Origin of the sequence: Ruminococcus sp., from assembly GCF_045129435.1 — a bacterium.
Taxonomy (GTDB): domain Bacteria; phylum Bacillota; class Clostridia; order Oscillospirales; family Acutalibacteraceae; genus Ruminococcoides.
Genome location: NZ_JBGVJL010000014.1, coordinates 1 through 19,675, shown reverse-complemented (window position 1 = coordinate 19,675; position 19,675 = coordinate 1). Strand labels below are relative to the sequence as shown.

Sequence of the window (19,675 nt, the reverse complement as noted above, 5' to 3'; positions counted from 1 at the left end):
CCGTATTGGTATTGATTGCGTGTGAAATTATAGCAAGCATTATAATGATGAAAAACCGTAAATTTCGAGGTCTTATCTGCGGCTCTCCGATTACTGTAATTGAGGACGGCAAACTGATGCAAAATGAAATGAAACGGTTGAGAATGTCAACTGAGGATTTGTGCATTCAGCTTAGACAGCAGGATATTTTCTCGCTTGACGAGGTGCAGTATTGCATTGTGGAAACCAACGGAAAAATCAGCGTGCTGCAAAAGCCCGAAAAGCGAACCGTAACGCTTGAAAACCTTGACATTACCGTTCCCGACACAAAGCTAGAAACTGTGGTTATAAGTGACGGAGAACTTTTGCAAAATTCACTCCGTCTTTGCAAAAGTGATAAACAGACTGTTGATAAAATTCTTTACAAAGAAAATGTGAGTATAGACGATATTTTTATTATGACTCTTGACGGTGGCGGCAACTACAAAATTATTACAAAGGAAAATTAATATGAAAAGAATTTATATAGCGTTAGCGTTTTTGATTATAGCCGTAACAGTCGGCATTTTTGAAACGTTTTATGTCACAAATAAAATTGATGAGCTTAACGAGGAAATCATATCTGCCGACAACCTTGTAAAAAACGAGAATTACGAAGGTGCAAAAGATGTGCTTGCCTCGGCGGAATCAAAATGGCAAAAAAATTTAAGTATATTTGACATTCTGCTTATCCACGATTATGTAGATGAAATCAGCGTAAATCTCTCCTCTATGCGGTCATATGTTGCCACACAAAGCAATGAAAATTATCTTGCCGAAAGTGAGGGCATAAAAAAACAGCTCACCTCCATAAAGGATAGTGAGCTTGTTCAGATTGAAAATATTCTTTAATTACGCTTTCTGACTTTGGTATTAATCATTTCAATAAGCCAGAAAATTACAAACACAACGGCGTTTACAATTACTACGCTTGCACCTGTTGGGGTGTCCATTGTGTAGGACGCATACATTCCAACAAAAAAGCAAATAAGTGAAAGTACACCTGAGCAAACGATTACCGCCTTAAACTTTTTGCACACTCTCATTGAGGAAAGTGCCGGAAAAATTATAAGTGCAGAAATCAGCAGTGTACCCATAATTCTCATACCAATTACAATGGTAAGTGCTGTAAGCAAGGCAATTACTGTGTTATACACACCCGTTTTAAGTCCTGTAGCCTTTGAAAAGGTTTCATCAAAGGTAACCGCAAAAATTTTATTGTAAAACAAAACAAAAATTACAATTACAATCAATGCAAGTATTGCACACATAATTGCATCTGCGTTAGTTGTTGCAAGAATACTGCCAAATAAATACGAATTAAGGTCGGTATTAACACCCGAAATACTTACACACACAACACCGATTGCAAGTGCTGTACTTGAAATAATAGCAATGGCGGCATCTCCACGAATTTTGCTTTTTTCCGAAAGTCTTAAAAGCAAAAAGGCGGCAATTATAATAACCGGCACAGCCACCTGAAGCGGTGCAAGGTTTAACGATGCGGCAATAGCCAATGCACCAAAGCCGACATGCGACAGTCCGTCACCTATCATTGAGTATCGTTTGAGCACAAGCGTTACACCGAGCAAAGCGGCACAAAGCGATACAAGCGTACCGACAATAAAGGCTCTCACAATAAAGCCATATGAAAACATCTCTGCAATAGTTTCAAACATCTTACCGCCTCCTTACGCTAAATTATGAATATGATGATGTTGGCAGTCATCACATGGGCAATCTGTAATTAAAAATTTCTTGCCCACATCAGAATGAAGATACTGATGTGTACTGCCGAAAAAGTAGTTATCCTTTGAAAGGTGAAGTATTTTAGTGGAATTGTTCACCGCAGCGGTAATGTCATGGGATACCATAATTACGGTAATACCCTCTTTGTACAAATTCTTTACGAGGCTGTACATATCAGCACTTGCCACAGGGTCAAGTCCTGTAACAGGTTCGTCAAGAATTAAAAGCTTGGTTGTGGCACACAAGGCTCTTGCCAGCAACGCCCTTTGCTGTTGACCACCCGAAAGTTCTCGGAAACAGTTTTTACGAATATCGGTAATGCCTGTAAGCTCCATATTTTTCTGAGCCGTTTTTTTCTGCTCTTTTGAATAGAATAAGGTATGCTTCTTATTAAGGCAGCCTGAAAGCACAACCTCCTCAACAGAAGCAGGAAAATCCTTTTGCAAAACTGTCTTTTGCGGGAGATAACCGATTTCATTCTGAGTTAAACCGTCACCAAAGGTAATCTTACCCGCAAGTGGCGGAATGAGTCCGAGCAGGCACTTCATAAGAGTAGTTTTTCCTGAGCCGTTTTCGCCCACAATACAAACATATTCATTCGGCTTTATCTGGAAATTAAGGTCAGAAATAACGCTCTTTCCGTCATAGCCAATAGTAACATTTTTAAAATCAATCAAAGCCATTAAGACAAAGCCTCCTTTAACGCCTTGCAATTTTGTTCCATAATAGAAATATAATCTTCACCATTATTAAATTCGTCCTTAGTAATATTGTGGCAGGACGAAAATTGCAAAATTTTTGCTCCTGTATCGTCAGCAATCAGCTGTGCAATTTTTCCGTTTGACATTTCAAGGTGAAATACCACCGGAATATTGTTATCCCTCACATAATCTACAAGTCTTGTCACAACTTCAAGGCTCGGCTCGGTTTCGCTGCTGCAACCTGGAAACGCACATTCATAATTAAGACCGTAGTCTGTCATAAAATACAGGAATGGGAATCTGTCGCCAAACACAACAGTGTCACGCTTTTTATTATTAACTGCCTCAGTAAAATCATTGTCAAGCTGTGTAAGCTTTTCAAGGTACTGAGCAGTATTGTTTTCATATTCGGTTTTATTCTTAGAATCCTTTTCCACAATGTTTGTTGAAATTGCAGATACAAGCTGCTTTGCATTTCTCACAGAAGTCCAGATATGCTCGTCTGCCTCATCGCCGTCTGTGTGGTCAGGATTTTTTTCATTCAAAAGTGACACATAGTCAGTCATTTTAAGCACTGTAATATTTTTATTTTCAAGCGAGTCAAGCACATTTTCAACCCACTCATCACTCTCTCCACCGTTATAGATAAATATATCACATTCCTCAATAGCAACTATGTCAGCAGGTGACGGCTCATAATGATGAGGTTCGTTACCCGGAGAAAGCAAAAGCTTTACATCTGCCTTATCTCCTACAATATTTCTCGAAAAATCATAGTATGGAAAAATCGAAGTTACTATACTAAGCTTATCAGACTGCCTGCTTGTTTGTCCTTTTGAAGAACAACCGCACAGTACAACCGAAAAAACAGATATAATCACAAGTAACAGCGAAAAAACTTTCTTCATAAAACGCTCCTATAACCTACAATAATATTACCCTAAATTAGTTTTACCAAAAACTACAAATAAATTTACATTACTATATAAATTCAGGGCTGCGAAAAATATTCATATCGCAGCCCTAAAATGTTAAATAAAATTCAAAGCAAAAGCATTATTTCTTGCAGCTGTTCTTTTTCTTTCTCTGCCAGAGTACCCAAAGAGGACCTGCAATGCAGATTGAAGAATAACAACCTGAAACGATACCAATAATCATTGGAAGTGCAAAAGCCTGTACAGAAGAGATGTTATAAACTACAGCAACAATATATACAATAAGAATTGCAGAGAGTGTTGTTACAGAAGTAATAATTGTTCTCTTGAGTGACTTGGTAGCACTAAGGTTAAATACCATACCGGCATCTGTCTTTCTGCCGAGTGCTTTTCTCTCCTCACGAACACGGTCATAAATAACGATTGTATCGTTAAGCGAGTAACCAAGAATCATAAGAACAACGGCAATGAAGTTTGAGTCGATTGGCATACGGAAGATTACATACATAAAGTAAATCATAGCAACATCGTGGAAAAGTGCTATAAGAGCTGTAACACCGGCTGAAAGACCGCCGATCTTCTTAAATCTGAGTGTTACATAGATAACCATAAGTATGCTTGCAATAGCAACAGCTGTAAGACACTTTAAGAGGAAGTTAAAGCCCATTGAAGCATCAATAGAACCTGACTCAAGAATCTTGAAGTTTGCGTCAGGATACTGCTTGTTAAGATCCTCAAGAAGTGTTGACTGAATGTTTGTGTCAATAGCTTTGTTGCCTGAGAACTGAACAGCAACATTATGGCCTGAATTACCAACCATATCAGTTGAGTAAGATGTAGAAATTCTTGCCTCAGTGTGTGACTGAATGAAGTCTGTAAGCTCTGACTCAGAAATGTCTGTTGTGTAGCTGTACTTTACAGACGCACCGCCTGAAAACTGAATGTCAAGTGTTGTGCCAAAAATGATGTTGCAAATAATACCGATTACAATAATTGCAATGGAAATGCCAAAGAATATTTTGCTGTGACCTGTAAAGTCAATGATTTTTCTGCCACCGTTGAATTTTTCGCTAACTTCTTCAACAGAAAGCTGACCATTAACCTTAGCTGATTTTGTGTTTTCATTAGCCATTCTTAGCACCTCCATACAAGCTCTTTTTACGGAATACCTTAAAGCCGGAGATGCTTCTGAGCATTACACGAGTAAGGAATACACCCATAATGAAGTTAGCAATTACACCAACAAGGAGTGTGTAACCGAATGAATAGATTGTACCGGTTGTTGACTCACCAAAGATGATTGAGAGAATATTTGAAGGACCGAATACAAGCATAAGGATAACAGATACGATAATAACTGTCATATTACCGTCGATGATAGCAGAAAGTGAGTTCTTTGTACCACGCTCAAGAGCACCGTCCAAAGTTCTGCCCTGCTTTAATTCTTCCTTGATACGTTCAGCTGTAATTACGTTACAGTCAACACCCATACCGATAGAAAGAATAAGACCGGCAATACCGGGGAGTGTCATTGTGAATGACGAAATAGTTGTGAAGTAACCTGATACCGCAGCAATGGCAAGTCCCATCTGACCTGCAAGTGAAATAACAGCAATAACACCTGTGAGTCTGTACATTGCAATCATAATAACTGCAATTACCACAAATGCAATAATGCCTGCATAAGCCATAGCTGTAAGTGAGTTCTCACCAAGTGTTGGGCTGATGTTGCTTGAGCTTACGGTTTCAAGCTTAAACGGAAGAGCACCTGCGTTAATCTTGTTTGCAAGGTCTGTGGCAGACTCTGCGTCAAAGTTACCTGTAATCTGTGCCTTGCCGTCTGTGATTGCTGCATTTACTGTAGGTGCAGAAATCATAACATCATCCATCCAGATTGAAATTGTCTGGTTAAGATACTTTGTTGTAATATCGCCAAAGAGCTGTTTACCCTCATCGTTAAACTCAATGCTTACCGCATATGAGTTATCCTCCTGATTTACAACTGCCTGAGCTGATTTTATGTAAGAACCGTTCATGAGAACCTCAGTTGTATCGTCTTTTGGAGTTCTGTAAACAGGGTTGCCGTCTGAACCTACTTCGGTAGTTTCATAGCTTTTACCCGGTCTGAAGGTAAGTTCTGCTGTTGATGAAATTTCCTCAATAGCAGTTGCTGGGTCGAAATCCTTTTCGTCAGATTTCCATGGGAAACGAACAATAATTCTGTCGTTTGATGAGTCAGCGTAAAGCTCATAGTCGGTAATACCGTCTGATACCATACGAAGCTCAATGATTGCTTTAGCAGATTCTAACTGCTCATCAGTAGCGTCAACATCGCCTGCAGGCTTAAATGTTGCTTCAACACCGCCTCTGATGTCTATTCCCCATCGTATATCGCTAATGCCCTTAACGACAGTGTTTTTGTTGTCACCTGTATAGTAGGATACTCCGAAAACTGCTGTAAATGTAAAAGCAAGCACCAGCAAGGCTACAATGAAGAATACAGGCTTTGGTATTCTTTTCATGCCTTTGGAACCTCCATTTTTTAATTGTCTGTAGTTGCTTTCATAAAAATAACTCTGTTACGAAAGACACACGTACAGACATAACAGAGTTATTATATAATTTTTTTGCTAAAAAGTCAACGGATAAGGGAATTTTTGATAAAAAAATTCTTTTTAATTGGAAATTTTACATTGCATTTAGATAAATAAACAATTATCATTGTGTTATATTGCTTATTTATTGAGAATTTTTGCACAAGCTGCAAGCTTTGCACAAATGCAGAATACATCCATTGCTTCCTTTAATTCATCATTTGGCGGGAATGACGGAGCAATTCTGATGTTGCTGTCTTTAGGGTCATTTCCGTAAGGATATGTTGCACCTGCACCGGTAAGAACTACGCCTGCCTCTTTACAAAGACGAACTACTTCTTTAGCTGTGCCGTCAAGTACATCTACACTTACAAAGTAACCGCCGTTTGGATTTGTCCAGTTGGCTGTGCCGGTTTCCTTGAGCTGTGACTCAAGTGCATTCAATACAATTTCAAACTTTGGCTTCAATACAGCCTTATGCAGCTTCATATGCTCCTTAACACCGTTTAAGTCACCAAAGAAACGAGCATGACGAAGCATATTCATCTTGTCATAGCTGATTACCTGATACTGGTATCTGTTCTTAATAACCTTCATATTATTGTCAGAAGCAGCCATTGCAGCTACACCTGAACCGGGGAAGGTAATCTTTGAAGTAGATGTAAACATAATCGGAAGGTCAACATTGCCTGTCTTTCTGCACTCAGCCATAAGGCTTAAAAGCTCATCAGGAGTGTCTGTTACATCGTGTACGCAGTAAGCGTTATCCCACATAATTCTGAAATCCTTTGCAGCCGGCTTTAAAGCAGCAAAACGCTTTACAGTTTCGTCGCTAAAAGTTACGCCGAGTGGGTTTGAATACTTAGGAACACACCAAATACCCTTGATTGAATCGTCGTTTTCAACGAGTTTTTCAACAATATCCATATCAGGGCCGTTTTCTGTCATTGGTACAGGAATCATATCAAAATCAAAGTACTCTGTAATAGCAAAGTGGCGGTCATAGCCGGGAGCCGGACAGAGGAACTTTCTGTTCTTTACTTCATACCAAGGCTTGCAGCCCTCAACAACAGGTTTTGTCATAAAGCCTGCGATTGTATCAAACATCATATTAAGGCTTGAGTTACCACCAACCATTACATCTGATGGATCTACATCAAAAATTTCAGCAAAAAAGTTTTTACATTCATCAATACCGGCGAGTTCGCCATAGTTACGGCAGTCTGCACCGTGAGCAGTAATGCAGTCTGTGCTGCTGTTAATAACATCAAGCAATGGTCTTGAAAGGTTGAGCTGATCTTCACCCGGCTTACCTCTTGCCATATTAAGCTTGAGTCCCTTACCCTTTACCTCTTCATATTTTGCAGCGAGTGCTGCGTATTCCTTTTCGAGGTCTGCTTTGTTACAATTCACATAATTCATTTTGCTTTCTCCTTAAAATTAAATTGCAAAAAATACAATATATTACTGTTATATTGTACTCCATAAGGAATAAAAATGCAAGTGTTTTTTCGACATCTTGCATTTTATTTTAAAAAACTTAATTTTATGCCATAAAACAACAGCTTACGAAAAGCTTTTGCAGTTTTTCATAAGCTGTAAAATAATTAATAATAATTATTATAATAGTATTTGTAGTAATACTTGCCTTTTCTTCTCTCAGACTGTGAACAACCAACCTTAACAATTCCGAGAACCTTTGAATCGGCAAGCTTAATGCTTTCAGTAAGATTCTGTAAGTCACCATGTGTTGTGGCTCTCTCTCTTACAACAACGATAAAGCCTGCGATAAGCTCCTTAAGAAGAAGTGCATCGGCAACCACACCAACAGGCGGAGTATCAAAAATGATGTAATCATACTCATTTTTAAGCTGCTCCACAAGTGAAGTAAAGGTTGAAGAACACATAAGCTCAGATGGGTTTGGCGGAATTGTACCTGACACAAGAATATCAAGTCCCGGAATTACATCTTTCTGAACCGCCTGATCAAAGTTAACCATCTTGCCCATTACATCAGACAAACCCTTTGTGTTCTCTATTTTAAAAATGTTGTGAACATTTGGGCGGCGAAGGTCGCAGTCAATAAGCAACACTTTGCTTTCCATTTTAGAGAATGAAATAGCAAGGTTAGACGCTACCGTACTCTTGCCCTCACCCTTTGAATAACTTGTTACCGCAAAGGCTTTTTTATCTGATGCTGAAAGTGAGAACATAATATTAGTTCTTGCAATTTTATAAGACTCAACAATAGCAAATTTATTTTTATTGCTGACAGCAGTCTGAGATTTTTTCTTTTTACTTAAATCCTTTTTAAAAGGTAATCTTAATTTCATCAGCTATGCCCTCCTTAATTTCCGAAATCAGGAATTTCAGCAAATATAGGAATATCGTACATTTCCTGAAGGTCATCATCCGGCTTAACAGTAAGGTCAATAAGCTCAAGTAATATCGAAATAAGAACAGAAGCAACAAGACCAATAATCAAACCAATCAAAGCATTTTTAAGGTTGTTTGGCTCATAAGGTGCACCCGGCACTTTTGCAGCTCTTACCACGCCAATCTGACCATATGCAAAACGCTCGGCAAATACATCACCGGCTGCCTCGCAAATCTGGTTAGCCACATTGGCACAGGTCTGAGGATCTGCACCCGAAACACTTACTGTAATAAAGAAAGAATTGTTTGTAATAGAAACATTACAACCATTGTAAAGAGAAGTAATGCTGTCTGAGTTATTAAGGAAAACTATGTAAGCCTCAGCAAGTGAAGATGAACCTGTAATATCAGAGCTATAGATTTTTCCGCCTTCTCTGTTACTCTGGCTCTTTGAGTTATAGTTCTGTACATAAAGCATAGCAGATGTGCTATACATTGGAGTTATAAAAAACTTTGAATACAGAAAAAATGAAAGCATACACACAAGTGACAAAAGAACAATAAATTTAATTCTCTGCAAGAGTATTGCTAAAATTTTCTGGATAGTAATATTATTTGGCATTGCCTAACCTCCCAAATTCAGCATAAAAGTCCAATATAATATATTATAATTCATTTATTATACTCATTAATTCCATTATAGAATATTGATGCATAAAAATAAAGGAAGCCATAACGACTTCCTTTATTGAAAATACACATATTAATTTTTAGCCAACAACATTGAGCAATACACCTGCTGCAACTGCTGAACCGATAACACCTGCTACGTTAGGACCCATAGCGTGCATAAGGAGGAAGTTGCCAGGATTTTCCTGCTGACCAACCTTCTGAGCTACACGAGCAGCCATTGGAACAGCTGATACACCGGCTGAACCGATAAGTGGGTTTACCTTACCACCTGTTGCAACATACATAATCTTACCAAAGAGCACACCAAATGCAGTACCCAGGCAGAATGCGAAAAGACCAAGAACGATAATCTTGATTGTATCGAATGTAAGGAAGGTCTGACCTGATGCTGTAGCACCAACTGTTGTACCAAGGAAGATTGTGATGATGTTCATAAGCTCATTCTGAGCAGTCTTGTTAATTCTTTCAACAACGCCTGACTCCTTAAAGAGGTTACCAAGCATAAGCATACCAACAAGCGGAGCAGCGTCAGGAAGGAAGATTGCAATGATGATAACAACGATTACAGGGAACATAATCTTCTCAAGCTTAGAAACCGGACGAAGCTGTTCCATAACTACCGCACGCTCTTTCTTTGTTGTGAGAGCCTTCATAATAGGTGGCTGAATGATAGGAACAAGAGCCATATAAGAGTAAGCCGCAATAGCGATTGAACCTAAAAGATGCGGTGCAAGCTTTGTGGTTACGAAAATAGCCGTAGGACCGTCAGCACCACCGATAATACCGATAGCACCTGCCTCTTTAGCTGTAAAGCCAAAGAAGATAGCACCTGTAAATGTTACGAAAATACCAATCTGTGCAGCAGCACCGAGGATAAGGCTCTTTGGGTTTGAAATGAGCGGACCGAAATCTGTCATACAACCGATGCCAAGGAAGATAAGTGGTGGGTAAATACCAAGCTTAACGCCTTGATAGAGGTACCAGAGTAAGCCGCCGTTAGTTGGGTAGTTTACATACTCTGCACCGTTTAATTCTGTAATCGGATACTGTATTGTTCCCGGATGATCCTTCATATAATCAGCAAGAGGAATCATATCTGTTGAAGGAGCACTCATAATATCCGGATAAAGGTTTACAAGAAGCATACCAAAAGCGATAGGAAGAAGCAAAAGTGGTTCATACTGCTTTTTGATAGCGAGGTAAAGCAAAACGATTGAAATGCCGATCATTACATAGTTTTGCCAGTTAAGAGCTGTAAGACCTGAGCTGTTAAAGATACCTACAACGGCATCTACAAAGCCTTGTAAAATTTCCATTTAGATAACATCCTTTCCCTTAAAAATATGCCTTAAAATGGGCGGGTATTATCAAGTACACCGGCTTTTGCCCAAGCAGAACGACCACTATCAGATGACTTTTTAATACTCTTGATTTTTGCTTTTTCAGATGAACCGTACATGGTTGCCACAGCAGCAGAAATAACAGCTACTACTTCGTCTGAAATTCCGTCTGTTGAAGCACTTGCAGTAACTACAGGAGCAGGTGCAACAACCGGCTTTTCAGCAGGTTTTTCGTCTTTGCTCTTCTTATTCTTTTTGCTGTTGCTGCCGGCATTCTGTGCCTTTTGAACAATAGCACTGTAGATTTTAATAATGAAAATCAACAGAATAAGCATAGCAAATACAACAACAAAGCCTGTGAGAACAACCTTTGCAGATGTTATACCTTTTTCAGCAAGTGTAAGACCTTCTGTCTGTGCTGCCAAAGCTACACTGGAAAGATTCATAAAATAACCCCCATATTTATTATTTTCATACAGGATTATTATACTTTATTCCTGTAAAATTTTCAATAATAAATATGAGGGGAATATTTTTTTGGCGGTTTATCTAATCAGCGTAAATTTTTTATCAATAATTTGTTGATTTTTTAAGCAATATATTTCTTTTATAGAATTATACATATAAGTCCATTGCAGCCGTCATTAATTATTTTTTCAATAGTTTCACCGATTTTGGCTCTTGCGTCAGACGGCATTCTATACAACTTGTTATGCAAGCCTTCATTTACAAGCTCATGTACAGACTTGCCAAAAATATTGCTCTCCCAGATTTTCTCAGGATTTTCCTCAAATTCCTTTAAAAGGTAAGAAACAAGCTCCTCTGACTGCTGTTCCGAACCGACAATCGGAGTAACCTCGGTTTTAGTGTATATCTTCATCATATGAATACTCGGTGCACTCGCCTTCAGCCTTATACCATACTTGCCGCTCTGCTTGATAATCTCAGGTTCTTCAAGCGAAAGCTCATCAATGGTCGGCATAACGATTCCGTAGCCACTCTCCTGCACCTGCTCATATGCCTGAGCCAGTTTATCAAACTCTTTTTGCTTTTTGGATAGATCCTTTACACAGCCAAACAATGCACATTCATCGGTAATATCAATTCCCGATTCCTCAGTGAGCACCTTATAAAACAGCTTATTATCTATATTTATGCCAATCGTTGCAAATCCTCTGCCAAGGTCAAGGCTCTTGATTTCAGTTGACTCAATATACTCACAGCCGTCAAGCTCCTGCATTGTGTCCTGCACCTGTCGGATTTTTTCAATTTTGCCCGCACTTTTCTTTATAGCATCAAAAATATTTGTCTTAAGCCAATGGTCCTTATCAAGCATTACAAGCCACTTTGGAATATCGACCTTGATTTCCTTAATGTGAAACTCGAACAAAAGCTGTGCCAAAATACGCTTGATTTCAAATTCATCAAGTTCCATACAGCTTACAGGAATTACAGGCACGCCGTAATTGCCTGCCATCTGAGCGGCAAGTGACTTAGCCCTCTCACTTTCAGGCTCGGTTGAATTGAGCAAAACAATAAACGGCTTATTTATTTCTTTCAGCTCATTAATTACCCTCTGTTCGCTGTCAATGTAGTCTTCCCTATCAATGTCGCTTATAGTACCGTCAGTTGTAATCACCAAACCTATAGTGGAATGGTCGGTAATTACTTTTTTAGTACCGATTTCTGCCGCATCGTCAAACGGAATTTCCTTGTCAAACCACGGTGTTTTCACCATTCTCGGCTGTTCGTCCTCGCTGTAGCCGATTGCACTGTCCACAATATATCCAACACAGTCAATCATTCGCACTCTGAACGAAGTATTGTTGCCAAGGTCAACCTCAACCGACTCCTCAGGAATGAATTTCGGTTCAGTTGTCATAATTGTTCTGCCCGATGCCGACTGCGGAAGTTCATCAAGAGTTCTGCGATATACCGCCTCATCTGAAATATTCGGCAGCACAAGAGTATCCATAAACTTTTTAATAAATGTTGATTTACCCGTTCTTACAGGGCCGACAACACCGATATAAACATCTCCGTCTGTTCGGCGTGAAATGTCACGATACACATTTCTTTCTTCCATTTTTATACCTCCTAAACTCTCGGAATAAGCAGCATACGGGAAATATCTTCATTCTGAGCCGCTGCCGAATTTTCTTCAATCAGCTTATCAAGTGCGGTGTTGTGCGACTTTGCAATCTCCCACAGGCTCTCGCCGGGCTGAGCAAAGTAAAGAGTTAGGGCACATTCTTCAGGCTTAACAGGTCTGTCATCAAAAATTTCGACATCTGACACAGCTCTGATATTTTCTTTTGCAATAGCCGACACAGCAAGCTTAATTTCACATCTGATTTCAACCGTACTGTCATCTGCCAGACGGTAGCTGATACTTGCCACTCGTGGCTCAACATTTAAAGCACCGTTAAACTCACTGCTTGAGGTCATCGGGTGGGTATAGTCGATACTGCGTTCAATGAACACAGGCATTTCGTCTTCATTCTCGGCAAGAATACAGATATTCACCTTGCCCGACACTGTAATTCCCTTGTCGTCACAGGTGTAGTCGGCAGTTATCTGATTGGAAGATATATTAATCACCTTGCTGATTTTGCTGTTATCCACAGCAATCGAGGCTTTTTCAATGTGAGAATCGTTAAGTCTTGCAAGGTCTGTAACCACATTAAGCTGTTCAAATTTCGGCTGGGTGGCACATTTTACCGAATATGCGTCAGTAACCACATCTTCGTCAGCTATCATATAGCCCTCTTCCGTAAGGCAAAGCTTTAAGTCAAGTACAAGCAACGGCTTTTCGGAAAGCACATCATTTTTTAATCTTATATCGTATGACATAATGTCGCAAGATACACAATTCACAGTATTTTCGCTTATACCCTCGCAGTCAATAATCTGGTTAAACGGAAGCAGGTAGTCAAGCTTGCCGGTTTCGCCGCTTTCCACATCGGTTATATAAAGAAGTTTAAGATTGATTTCACCGTTCACCATAAGCTTACCAGTTACCGCCTTGGTGTCAGTGATATTCACACTCACCTCCGAGGAAAGCACAGCCTCAATCACAGGCTTATCACCCACAGATACCTCTTCAACCACGCTGAACTGCTCCTGACAAAGAGAACAAAGGCTTGCACATTTTGTGTTCATAACTCTGGTTTCAAGACAGTTTTCCGAAGCAGGCGAATAAATCGGAGTTTTAGCTGACGAAAGCACCTTTGCATACAAAGAAAACGCACCATGCATTACAAGTCTGCGTGGACTCAGAGCCCTGCAGTTTATGTACTCTGGCTTTGTTTTGGTTAGAATTACCGGATTGTCGGGTGCCTCCTTGACAGAAAAACTCTGAGAAAAATTAACCGACTGTTCACAGCAGCGAATACTCTTTTTTATGCTGTCAACATAAAGGACATTCACCACACAGCTTCCGTCAATCTGTAATTGACCACCCGAAAGAGTTCTTGTCTGAATTTTTGGGATAAGTGTGCACTTTAAAATTTTTTCAATATCCGGACAGTAATCGGGCAATGTCAAATCAACATCGGCAAGCTGTTCGGCAACCGTATCAAGCACCGCAACAGTTGTGCAAAACGATCGGTTATCCTGATTAAACTCCATATTTTATCTCTCCTTTTTTATTTATACTCAAAATATATTAAAGAGAGGTTTAAAATATTACATAAAAAAGCATCGGACTGAATTTAATCAATCCGATGCCATAATAGATTTATTTAATTATTAGCCAAGCTTAGAAATCTTGCCTGCGAGATACATCTGAATGTCTGTGCAGTCGATTACATCAACAACACCGTCATTGTTTACATCTGCTCTCTTAAGAATTTCAGAAGAAAGTGTCTTCTGACCTGATACATAAAGCTGAAGAGCTGTTACATCATCTACAGTAATCTTACCGTCATCGTTAATATCGCCGTAGAGAATGCTTGCTGTACCTGCACTGAGCTCAATTCTGCCTGAGAATGTTTCCTTGTAGAATATAGGATCACTGCTCAAGTCAACCTTTGTGCCATTCTGAACAATACTCTTATAAACAGTCTGGTTGTTAGCTGTATTCTTGTAGCCAACTGCCATATCCTTTACATAAAGGTTTACATCCGCTGTACCTGTGCCGATAACATCAAACTTAACTGTAATAAGATCCTTTTCTGCCTTAAAGTTATACATATCAAGGCTTGAAGCAACTACCTTGATTGTACCCGGATTAGAAATGTTGAATACTGTTGTATGAAGATTTGGTGCAATACCTAAAGCACCTGTGCTGTCAAGGTTGTTTGAAGCATTGAACTGAAGCTTTGTAGAATCATATGTAAGTGCGAGGTCGCAGTTTACAAGGTCCATATATGATTTAACTTTGTAAGATACTGTTACCTGCTTTGTATCCTTGTTGTACTCCTGTGAAACAGCCTTGAAGTCGCTGATATTTGAAGTAGCGTTTACCTTGAGTTTGTTTGAAGCAGGCTGTGTTGTTGGCTGTGTTACAGGCTGAGTAGCTGTAGTTGGCTGAGTTGTTGGCTTAACAGTAGTTGGCTGTGTAGCTGCTGTTGTAGCAACACCCTCAAAAATTGTTGTTGTAAACTTAGGGGTAGCATTTGCAAAGCTGGGCTGTGAAGTAATATTCTGATATACACTGTTCTTTACTACATTGCCGTACTTTGTGCTGCCGTTCTGACTGTAACCAACTGAAAGCTCCTGAAGCTCAAGATTTACATTTACTGTCTTGTCAATCTTCTTCTTGATGTCAAATGTAACGCTTACCATTGGCTTCTTGCTTGTGAAATCGTACATATCAGATACATTAGAGAATGCACCGTAAACTGTACCGTTTGAGCTATTAATCATAGAGCCGTTTGTGATGTTTGGCATAATGCTGTTTACATCTTTAATGCTTAAATACTCATCATCATAAGTAAGCTTCCACTGACCGTTTACAATCTTCATTGCAGACTCAAGATCGAAGTCAACTGTAAATGTGTTGTTGCCCTTATATGTCTGTGTGCCGGTAAAGATATTTGACTTAACCTCAACCTTTGCCTCACTTGCAGGCTGTGTAGTAGTTGGCTGTGTTGCTGCTGTTGTAGGCTGAACTGTAGTTGGCTGTGTTGGTCTTACAGTTGTTGGCTGAGTTGGGTTTACACTGCCACCCTTACCAATGCGTGCAAACTCAGAAGTAATTACATCGACATCGTCCTTCTCGGCTGATGTACTTGGGTCATTTGAATAATTGCCTGTTGCGTTGTCAAGCATTGTATCGTCATATGGGATACAGTCAAGACCTGACTCACCTCTTGTAGCAACGAGCATTGCACCAATGCCGTTATTCTCAAGGTAGTTCTTGTCAATACCAAGAGCTGAGAAAGGAATCTTCATCTCATAGAATGAATCGTATTTAGTATCGTGAGCACCTGATGAGCCTTTGAATGTCTTGTAATCTACCCAGTCAGCGTCATCAGAATAAACATCAGAAGTATCGTCTGATGCGTTAAGACCCCAGATTGATGAGCAGATGTTTGTTTCAGCCATCTTGTACTCAATGCCTGCTGTCTTATATGTAGTACAACCTGTTGTGTAGTCTGTGTTACCGTTTGCGTCAACAGCTGTGAACATTGCAGGAGTACCAAGACCCGGCTTACCACTCATATAGAAGAGGTGATCAACATGCTGGTTGAACTCAAGACCCATTTTCTGACCCCAGATTGGGTTGCCGCTTGTGTTTTTGTTTGACATAGAAGTGCTTGATGGGTCAACACTTAATGCAAGGATAAGCGGAACATCAAGTACACGACCGCCGTCTGAGAGAGGACCATCACCTGAACGAGCCCATGTGTCGGTGGTGTTTACCATCTGCCAACCAACATAAAGGTTGTCGTTGTCCCATGTTGCAAAAAGAGCATATGTATCGAGCACGCAGTTTTCGTGACCGCCCTTGTAGTGGTTAGCCACATCCCAAGCTGCACCCTGTGCTATGAGCATATCCTCCGACCAGTCGCTTGCATCACCATCAATAGTAATGGTTTTCTGCACACCGACCTTACCGTTTGGGTTTGTAGCGTACTTGCTGCAAAGCTGTCCGCCGGTTGAAGCGTTGGCTGTAAGAGCCACTGCACTACCACCCATAAGCATCATTGCTGAAAGCAAAATGCTTACACTTTTCTTGATTAGTTTCATGTTTATTCAAAACCTCCATAAAAAAATTACTCTTATATTATAATATTTAATCTAAAAAAACTCAATAAAAAATTAAGATGTGCATATCTTTTTGTAGAAATGCACATCTTTTGTTTATTATTGTTATTAATAATAACCAATAAATTTTTGCTTTTTATTGCAAATAAGAAATTTTATTGAGTTGTTATTGAAGCGGATTTATCTTTTTTATTCCATAAATTTTTCTTAATATTGCAGAAAAGAATTTTGGCCTTTCAATAAGTACAACTTTCATAATAAATCTCCTCTCAAATTATCTTCGTATGCAGGTCAGGCTGACCACGATAAGTGCCACAGCTGCCACCACAAGCACACAATCGGAGGGCAGCAAACTCGCAGTCAGAAGTCCAAGCCCGAAAAATACAGCCGACCTAAGCCTGTGTGAGTAGCAATTCACTTTATCACCCTGTATCAGTTTACACAGGTTTTTAAAAAGTGTGAAAAATCGGTTGAAAAAATTTTTATAATAATATAAAATTAAATTGATTTTGTTTTAAGGAGAAAACAATGAGAACTATTGATATAAAGAAAAATGACGCAAACCAAAGGCTTGACAAGTTTCTTTCCAAAAGATTTAAAACTATGCCAAAGTCGCTTATGTATAAATATATCCGCACAAAATACATTAAACTAAACGGCAAAAAGTGTGATATTAAAGATATGCTCAAGGAAGGCGATGTGCTCACTCTCTACATTAAAGATGAATTTTTTGAAGAAAGCGAACAGGAAAACTATGAGTTTCTCAAAGCTCCCGACAAGCTCGACATTGTTTATGAGGATGAAAACATTATCCTTATTGACAAAAAGCCAGGTGTCATCGTTCATCAGGACAAAAGCTACCACTTTGATTCGCTTGTGGCAAGGGTTCAGCACTACCTTTACAATAAGGGTGAATACAACCCTAAGGAAGAAAAGGCCTTCTCTCCTGCCCTTGCAAACCGAATTGACCGCAACACAGGCGGAATTGTAATTGCCGCAAAAAACGCCGAAAGTCTGCGAGTACTCAACGCTAAAATCAAAACAAGAGAACTTGAGAAATACTACCTTTGCCTGCTGCATGGAAAGCCAAAAAAGGACTGTGACATTCTGCACGATTATCTTATTAAGAATGAGGCTCAGAACAAGGTAAAGGTGTTCAGCAAACCTGTTGAAGGCTCAAAAGAAATTATTACAAAGTATGAAATTCTCGATTACAACGGTAAATACAGCCTTGCAGAGGTTGAACTGCTCACAGGCAGAACTCACCAGATAAGGGCACATATGGCATACATAGGTCATCCGCTTGTGGGCGACACCAAATACGGCAAAAACAAAAAAGCACCTGACAACATTAAATATCAGGCACTTTACAGCTATAAGCTTAAATTTTCATTTGATACCGACGCAGGTATTCTCAACTACCTCAACGGCAAAGAATTTTCCGTAAAAGAAGTATGGTTTGCTAAAAATAACCATATTTCAATTTAAAAATTATTTTAAACACATAAATGCACACATTGTTCCCCTGTGCCCCTTGGTTGCCCTGTGACTCCACAAAAGGTCGCTGTTGCAGTTTGTGCAAACATCGGAAATTGTGATATTTTCAGGCTTTACACCTGCAGCAACAAGAATCTGACGGTTGGTTTCGAGCAAATCCACCATATATTTTCCGTCTGCCTTTGGGTGAACAAAGTCGCTTGGATTAACATTTTCAAGTGCAAGGAAGTGCTCTGCACAAGGTTTGTCAACCTCATAACAGCATACAGAAATAGCAGGTCCTACCGCACATTTCAAATCGGCAGGATTAGTTCCGTAAAGCTCTGTCATCTTCTGCACAACCTTTTCACCGATTCTGCCCACAGTACCTCTCCAGCCTGCGTGTGCAAGGCCGATTGCCTTTTTAGCGGTATCAACAAAGAAAAGCGGAGTACAGTCGGCATAATAGGTCACAAGGGTTACACCTTTTTCGTTAGTAATAAGAGCGTCCACACTCTCAATATCTCTTGGCTTGTAAATACCTGTGCCGATATTTTCGGCAGTCACCGCACGAACAAAGGTATTATGGTCCTGAGCAGAGGCGGTAAGTGTGTTGTAGTCAAAGCCCGCACTTTTGCAAAAGCGTTTGTAGTTTTCGGTAACGCTGTCAGGGTTATCTCCCCTGTTGAACGCAAAATTCATAGAGGTGAACTCACCCTTTGACACACCGCCAAGCTTGGTTGAAAATGCGTGATTTATAAAATCAATTTCCGATAAAGAATTATATGTGAGATACGGCACGCTGTCCGCATTGTGAATAGTCATAGTTTTTGAATTAAATTTCATTATACTTCTCCTTATTCGCCGTTTCGCTTGAAAATGACATTTATTAATGCTATAATGTTTAAAAAATGAGGTGATATTATGTTGAAGAAAAAGCTTTTTGGCAAGAACATTAAGCCAAGCTGTAGCTACTGCTTGAACTCGGTTTTTGAGAATAATACTTGCCACTGCATAAAAAACAAAACAATTATTGACGATAAATGCAAAAGCTTTAAATATGATCCGCTTATGCGTGTTCCGCATTCAGCACCAACTCTTCACGAGTACACCTTAGATGACTTCAAACTATAATTATTTTAATATCTTTACATAAAAATATCAAGGCTTTCTTAAAAATCAAGAAAGCCTGAAACTTTTGAAAAAAAGATTGAGAAAAAGAAATTCCAAAGGATACTAAGGTGGAAAAATCTCCGCAGTGGCAAGCAAAAGTCAAAAAATTAAAACCGATACCGGCATTGAAATCACCGTCCCAGTGGAATATTTTGAGGACGACCGCTATATTGAGTTTATCAATAATAATGACGGCACAATCTCAATCGCACTCAAAAATATAGGAAAGCTGATTAACAGATAGGGAATGTGTTGTACTCAGAGTGTGACAGTATGTATGTTTTTTTCCGCAAACTTTAAATAAAAATAAAAAATAAAAAAATAAAATTAATATGTATGTAATATTATACTACTATATATTATTATATAAATTATTTTTTTTATTTTTATTTTTTCAAAAATAGTTT

At 39.3% G+C, this 19,675-nt stretch carries 20 protein-coding genes; 5 read left to right on the top strand and 15 right to left on the bottom strand.

The features are described from left to right. Both ACJMMI_RS00735 and ACJMMI_RS00730 read left to right on the top strand, forming a co-directional pair. Positions 1-488: DUF421 domain-containing protein (locus ACJMMI_RS00735; protein WP_405352583.1), on the top strand; the 488-nt coding region annotated here is incomplete at its 5' end. A gap of 1 nt (position 489) precedes the next feature. Continuing rightward, entirely contained in the window at positions 490-870 is a 381-nt protein-coding gene (locus tag ACJMMI_RS00730; protein WP_405352580.1) for a DUF4363 family protein, read from the top strand. Here ACJMMI_RS00730 and ACJMMI_RS00725 read toward each other — a convergent pair. The 14 genes from ACJMMI_RS00725 to spoVM form a co-directional block, all read right to left on the bottom strand. Continuing rightward, on the bottom strand, positions 867-1,697 hold the full coding sequence (locus ACJMMI_RS00725; RefSeq protein ID WP_405352578.1) for a metal ABC transporter permease: 831 nt from the start codon (positions 1,695-1,697) through the stop codon (positions 867-869). The two genes, ACJMMI_RS00730 and ACJMMI_RS00725, sit on opposite strands and share 4 nt — an antisense overlap. 12 nt (positions 1,698-1,709) lie before the next feature. Next, positions 1,710-2,450, bottom strand: a complete 741-nt coding sequence (locus tag ACJMMI_RS00720) for a metal ABC transporter ATP-binding protein (protein ID WP_405352576.1) — start codon at positions 2,448-2,450, stop codon at positions 1,710-1,712. Next, positions 2,450-3,376, bottom strand: coding sequence for a metal ABC transporter substrate-binding protein (locus tag ACJMMI_RS00715; protein ID WP_405352574.1), 927 nt, complete (start codon positions 3,374-3,376; stop codon positions 2,450-2,452). The genes ACJMMI_RS00720 and ACJMMI_RS00715 overlap by 1 nt, the downstream gene beginning before the upstream one ends. Positions 3,377-3,524: 148 nt before the next feature. Continuing rightward, positions 3,525-4,535, bottom strand: a complete 1,011-nt coding sequence (secF, locus tag ACJMMI_RS00710; RefSeq protein ID WP_405352571.1) for a protein translocase subunit SecF — start codon at positions 4,533-4,535, stop codon at positions 3,525-3,527. Further along, complete coding sequence (gene secD, locus ACJMMI_RS00705; protein WP_405352569.1) at positions 4,528-5,925, bottom strand: protein translocase subunit SecD; 1,398 nt, start codon at positions 5,923-5,925, stop codon at positions 4,528-4,530. Before secD ends, secF begins: the two co-directional genes overlap by 8 nt. Before the next feature lie 213 nt (positions 5,926-6,138). After that, positions 6,139-7,419, bottom strand: coding sequence for an aminotransferase class I/II-fold pyridoxal phosphate-dependent enzyme (locus ACJMMI_RS00700; RefSeq protein ID WP_405352568.1), 1,281 nt, complete (start codon positions 7,417-7,419; stop codon positions 6,139-6,141). A 185-nt stretch (positions 7,420-7,604) separates the two neighbouring features. After that, complete coding sequence (locus ACJMMI_RS00695) at positions 7,605-8,330, bottom strand: CpsD/CapB family tyrosine-protein kinase (protein ID WP_405352566.1); 726 nt, start codon at positions 8,328-8,330, stop codon at positions 7,605-7,607. 14 nt (positions 8,331-8,344) lie between these two features. After that, positions 8,345-8,995, bottom strand: coding sequence for a YveK family protein (locus ACJMMI_RS00690; RefSeq protein ID WP_405352563.1), 651 nt, complete (start codon positions 8,993-8,995; stop codon positions 8,345-8,347). A 148-nt stretch (positions 8,996-9,143) separates the two neighbouring features. After that, positions 9,144-10,382, bottom strand: a complete 1,239-nt coding sequence (locus tag ACJMMI_RS00685; protein WP_405352560.1) for a sodium ion-translocating decarboxylase subunit beta — start codon at positions 10,380-10,382, stop codon at positions 9,144-9,146. A gap of 32 nt (positions 10,383-10,414) precedes the next feature. After that, the gene (locus tag ACJMMI_RS00680; RefSeq protein WP_405352557.1) at positions 10,415-10,852 is read right to left on the bottom strand and encodes an OadG family transporter subunit; all 438 of its coding nucleotides are present in this window, start codon (positions 10,850-10,852) and stop codon (positions 10,415-10,417) included. A 161-nt stretch (positions 10,853-11,013) separates the two neighbouring features. After that, entirely contained in the window at positions 11,014-12,492 is a 1,479-nt protein-coding gene (gene spoIVA, locus ACJMMI_RS00675) for a stage IV sporulation protein A (RefSeq protein WP_405352555.1), read from the bottom strand. 11 nt (positions 12,493-12,503) lie between these two features. Then, positions 12,504-14,036, bottom strand: a complete 1,533-nt coding sequence (locus ACJMMI_RS00670) for an SPOCS domain-containing protein (protein ID WP_405352553.1) — start codon at positions 14,034-14,036, stop codon at positions 12,504-12,506. Between the two features lie 120 nt (positions 14,037-14,156). Beyond that, complete coding sequence (locus tag ACJMMI_RS00665; RefSeq protein ID WP_405352550.1) at positions 14,157-16,601, bottom strand: dockerin type I domain-containing protein; 2,445 nt, start codon at positions 16,599-16,601, stop codon at positions 14,157-14,159. Between the two features lie 184 nt (positions 16,602-16,785). After that, positions 16,786-16,875, bottom strand: a complete 90-nt coding sequence (gene spoVM, locus ACJMMI_RS00660; protein WP_405352547.1) for a stage V sporulation protein SpoVM — start codon at positions 16,873-16,875, stop codon at positions 16,786-16,788. A gap of 272 nt (positions 16,876-17,147) precedes the next feature. Between spoVM and ACJMMI_RS00655 the strand changes: the two genes are divergently transcribed. Next, the gene (locus tag ACJMMI_RS00655; protein ID WP_405352544.1) at positions 17,148-18,107 is read left to right on the top strand and encodes an RluA family pseudouridine synthase; all 960 of its coding nucleotides are present in this window, start codon (positions 17,148-17,150) and stop codon (positions 18,105-18,107) included. Between the two features lie 3 nt (positions 18,108-18,110). Here ACJMMI_RS00655 and pgeF read toward each other — a convergent pair whose 3' ends face one another. Further along, positions 18,111-18,941 (bottom strand): peptidoglycan editing factor PgeF, encoded by an 831-nt coding sequence (gene pgeF / locus ACJMMI_RS00650; protein WP_405352542.1) that lies wholly within the window; start codon positions 18,939-18,941, stop codon positions 18,111-18,113. Positions 18,942-19,019: 78 nt separating this feature from the next. On the opposite strand from pgeF, the gene ACJMMI_RS00645 reads away from it, so the two are divergent. Both ACJMMI_RS00645 and ACJMMI_RS00640 read left to right on the top strand, forming a co-directional pair. After that, positions 19,020-19,229: a hypothetical protein gene (locus ACJMMI_RS00645; protein ID WP_405352539.1), complete on the top strand. Its 210-nt coding sequence runs from the start codon at positions 19,020-19,022 to the stop codon at positions 19,227-19,229. Between the two features lie 124 nt (positions 19,230-19,353). Then, a complete protein-coding gene (locus ACJMMI_RS00640) occupies positions 19,354-19,512 on the top strand; it encodes a hypothetical protein (protein WP_405352536.1) in 159 nt (52 codons plus the stop codon). The last annotated feature ends 163 nt before the right edge of the window (positions 19,513-19,675 follow it).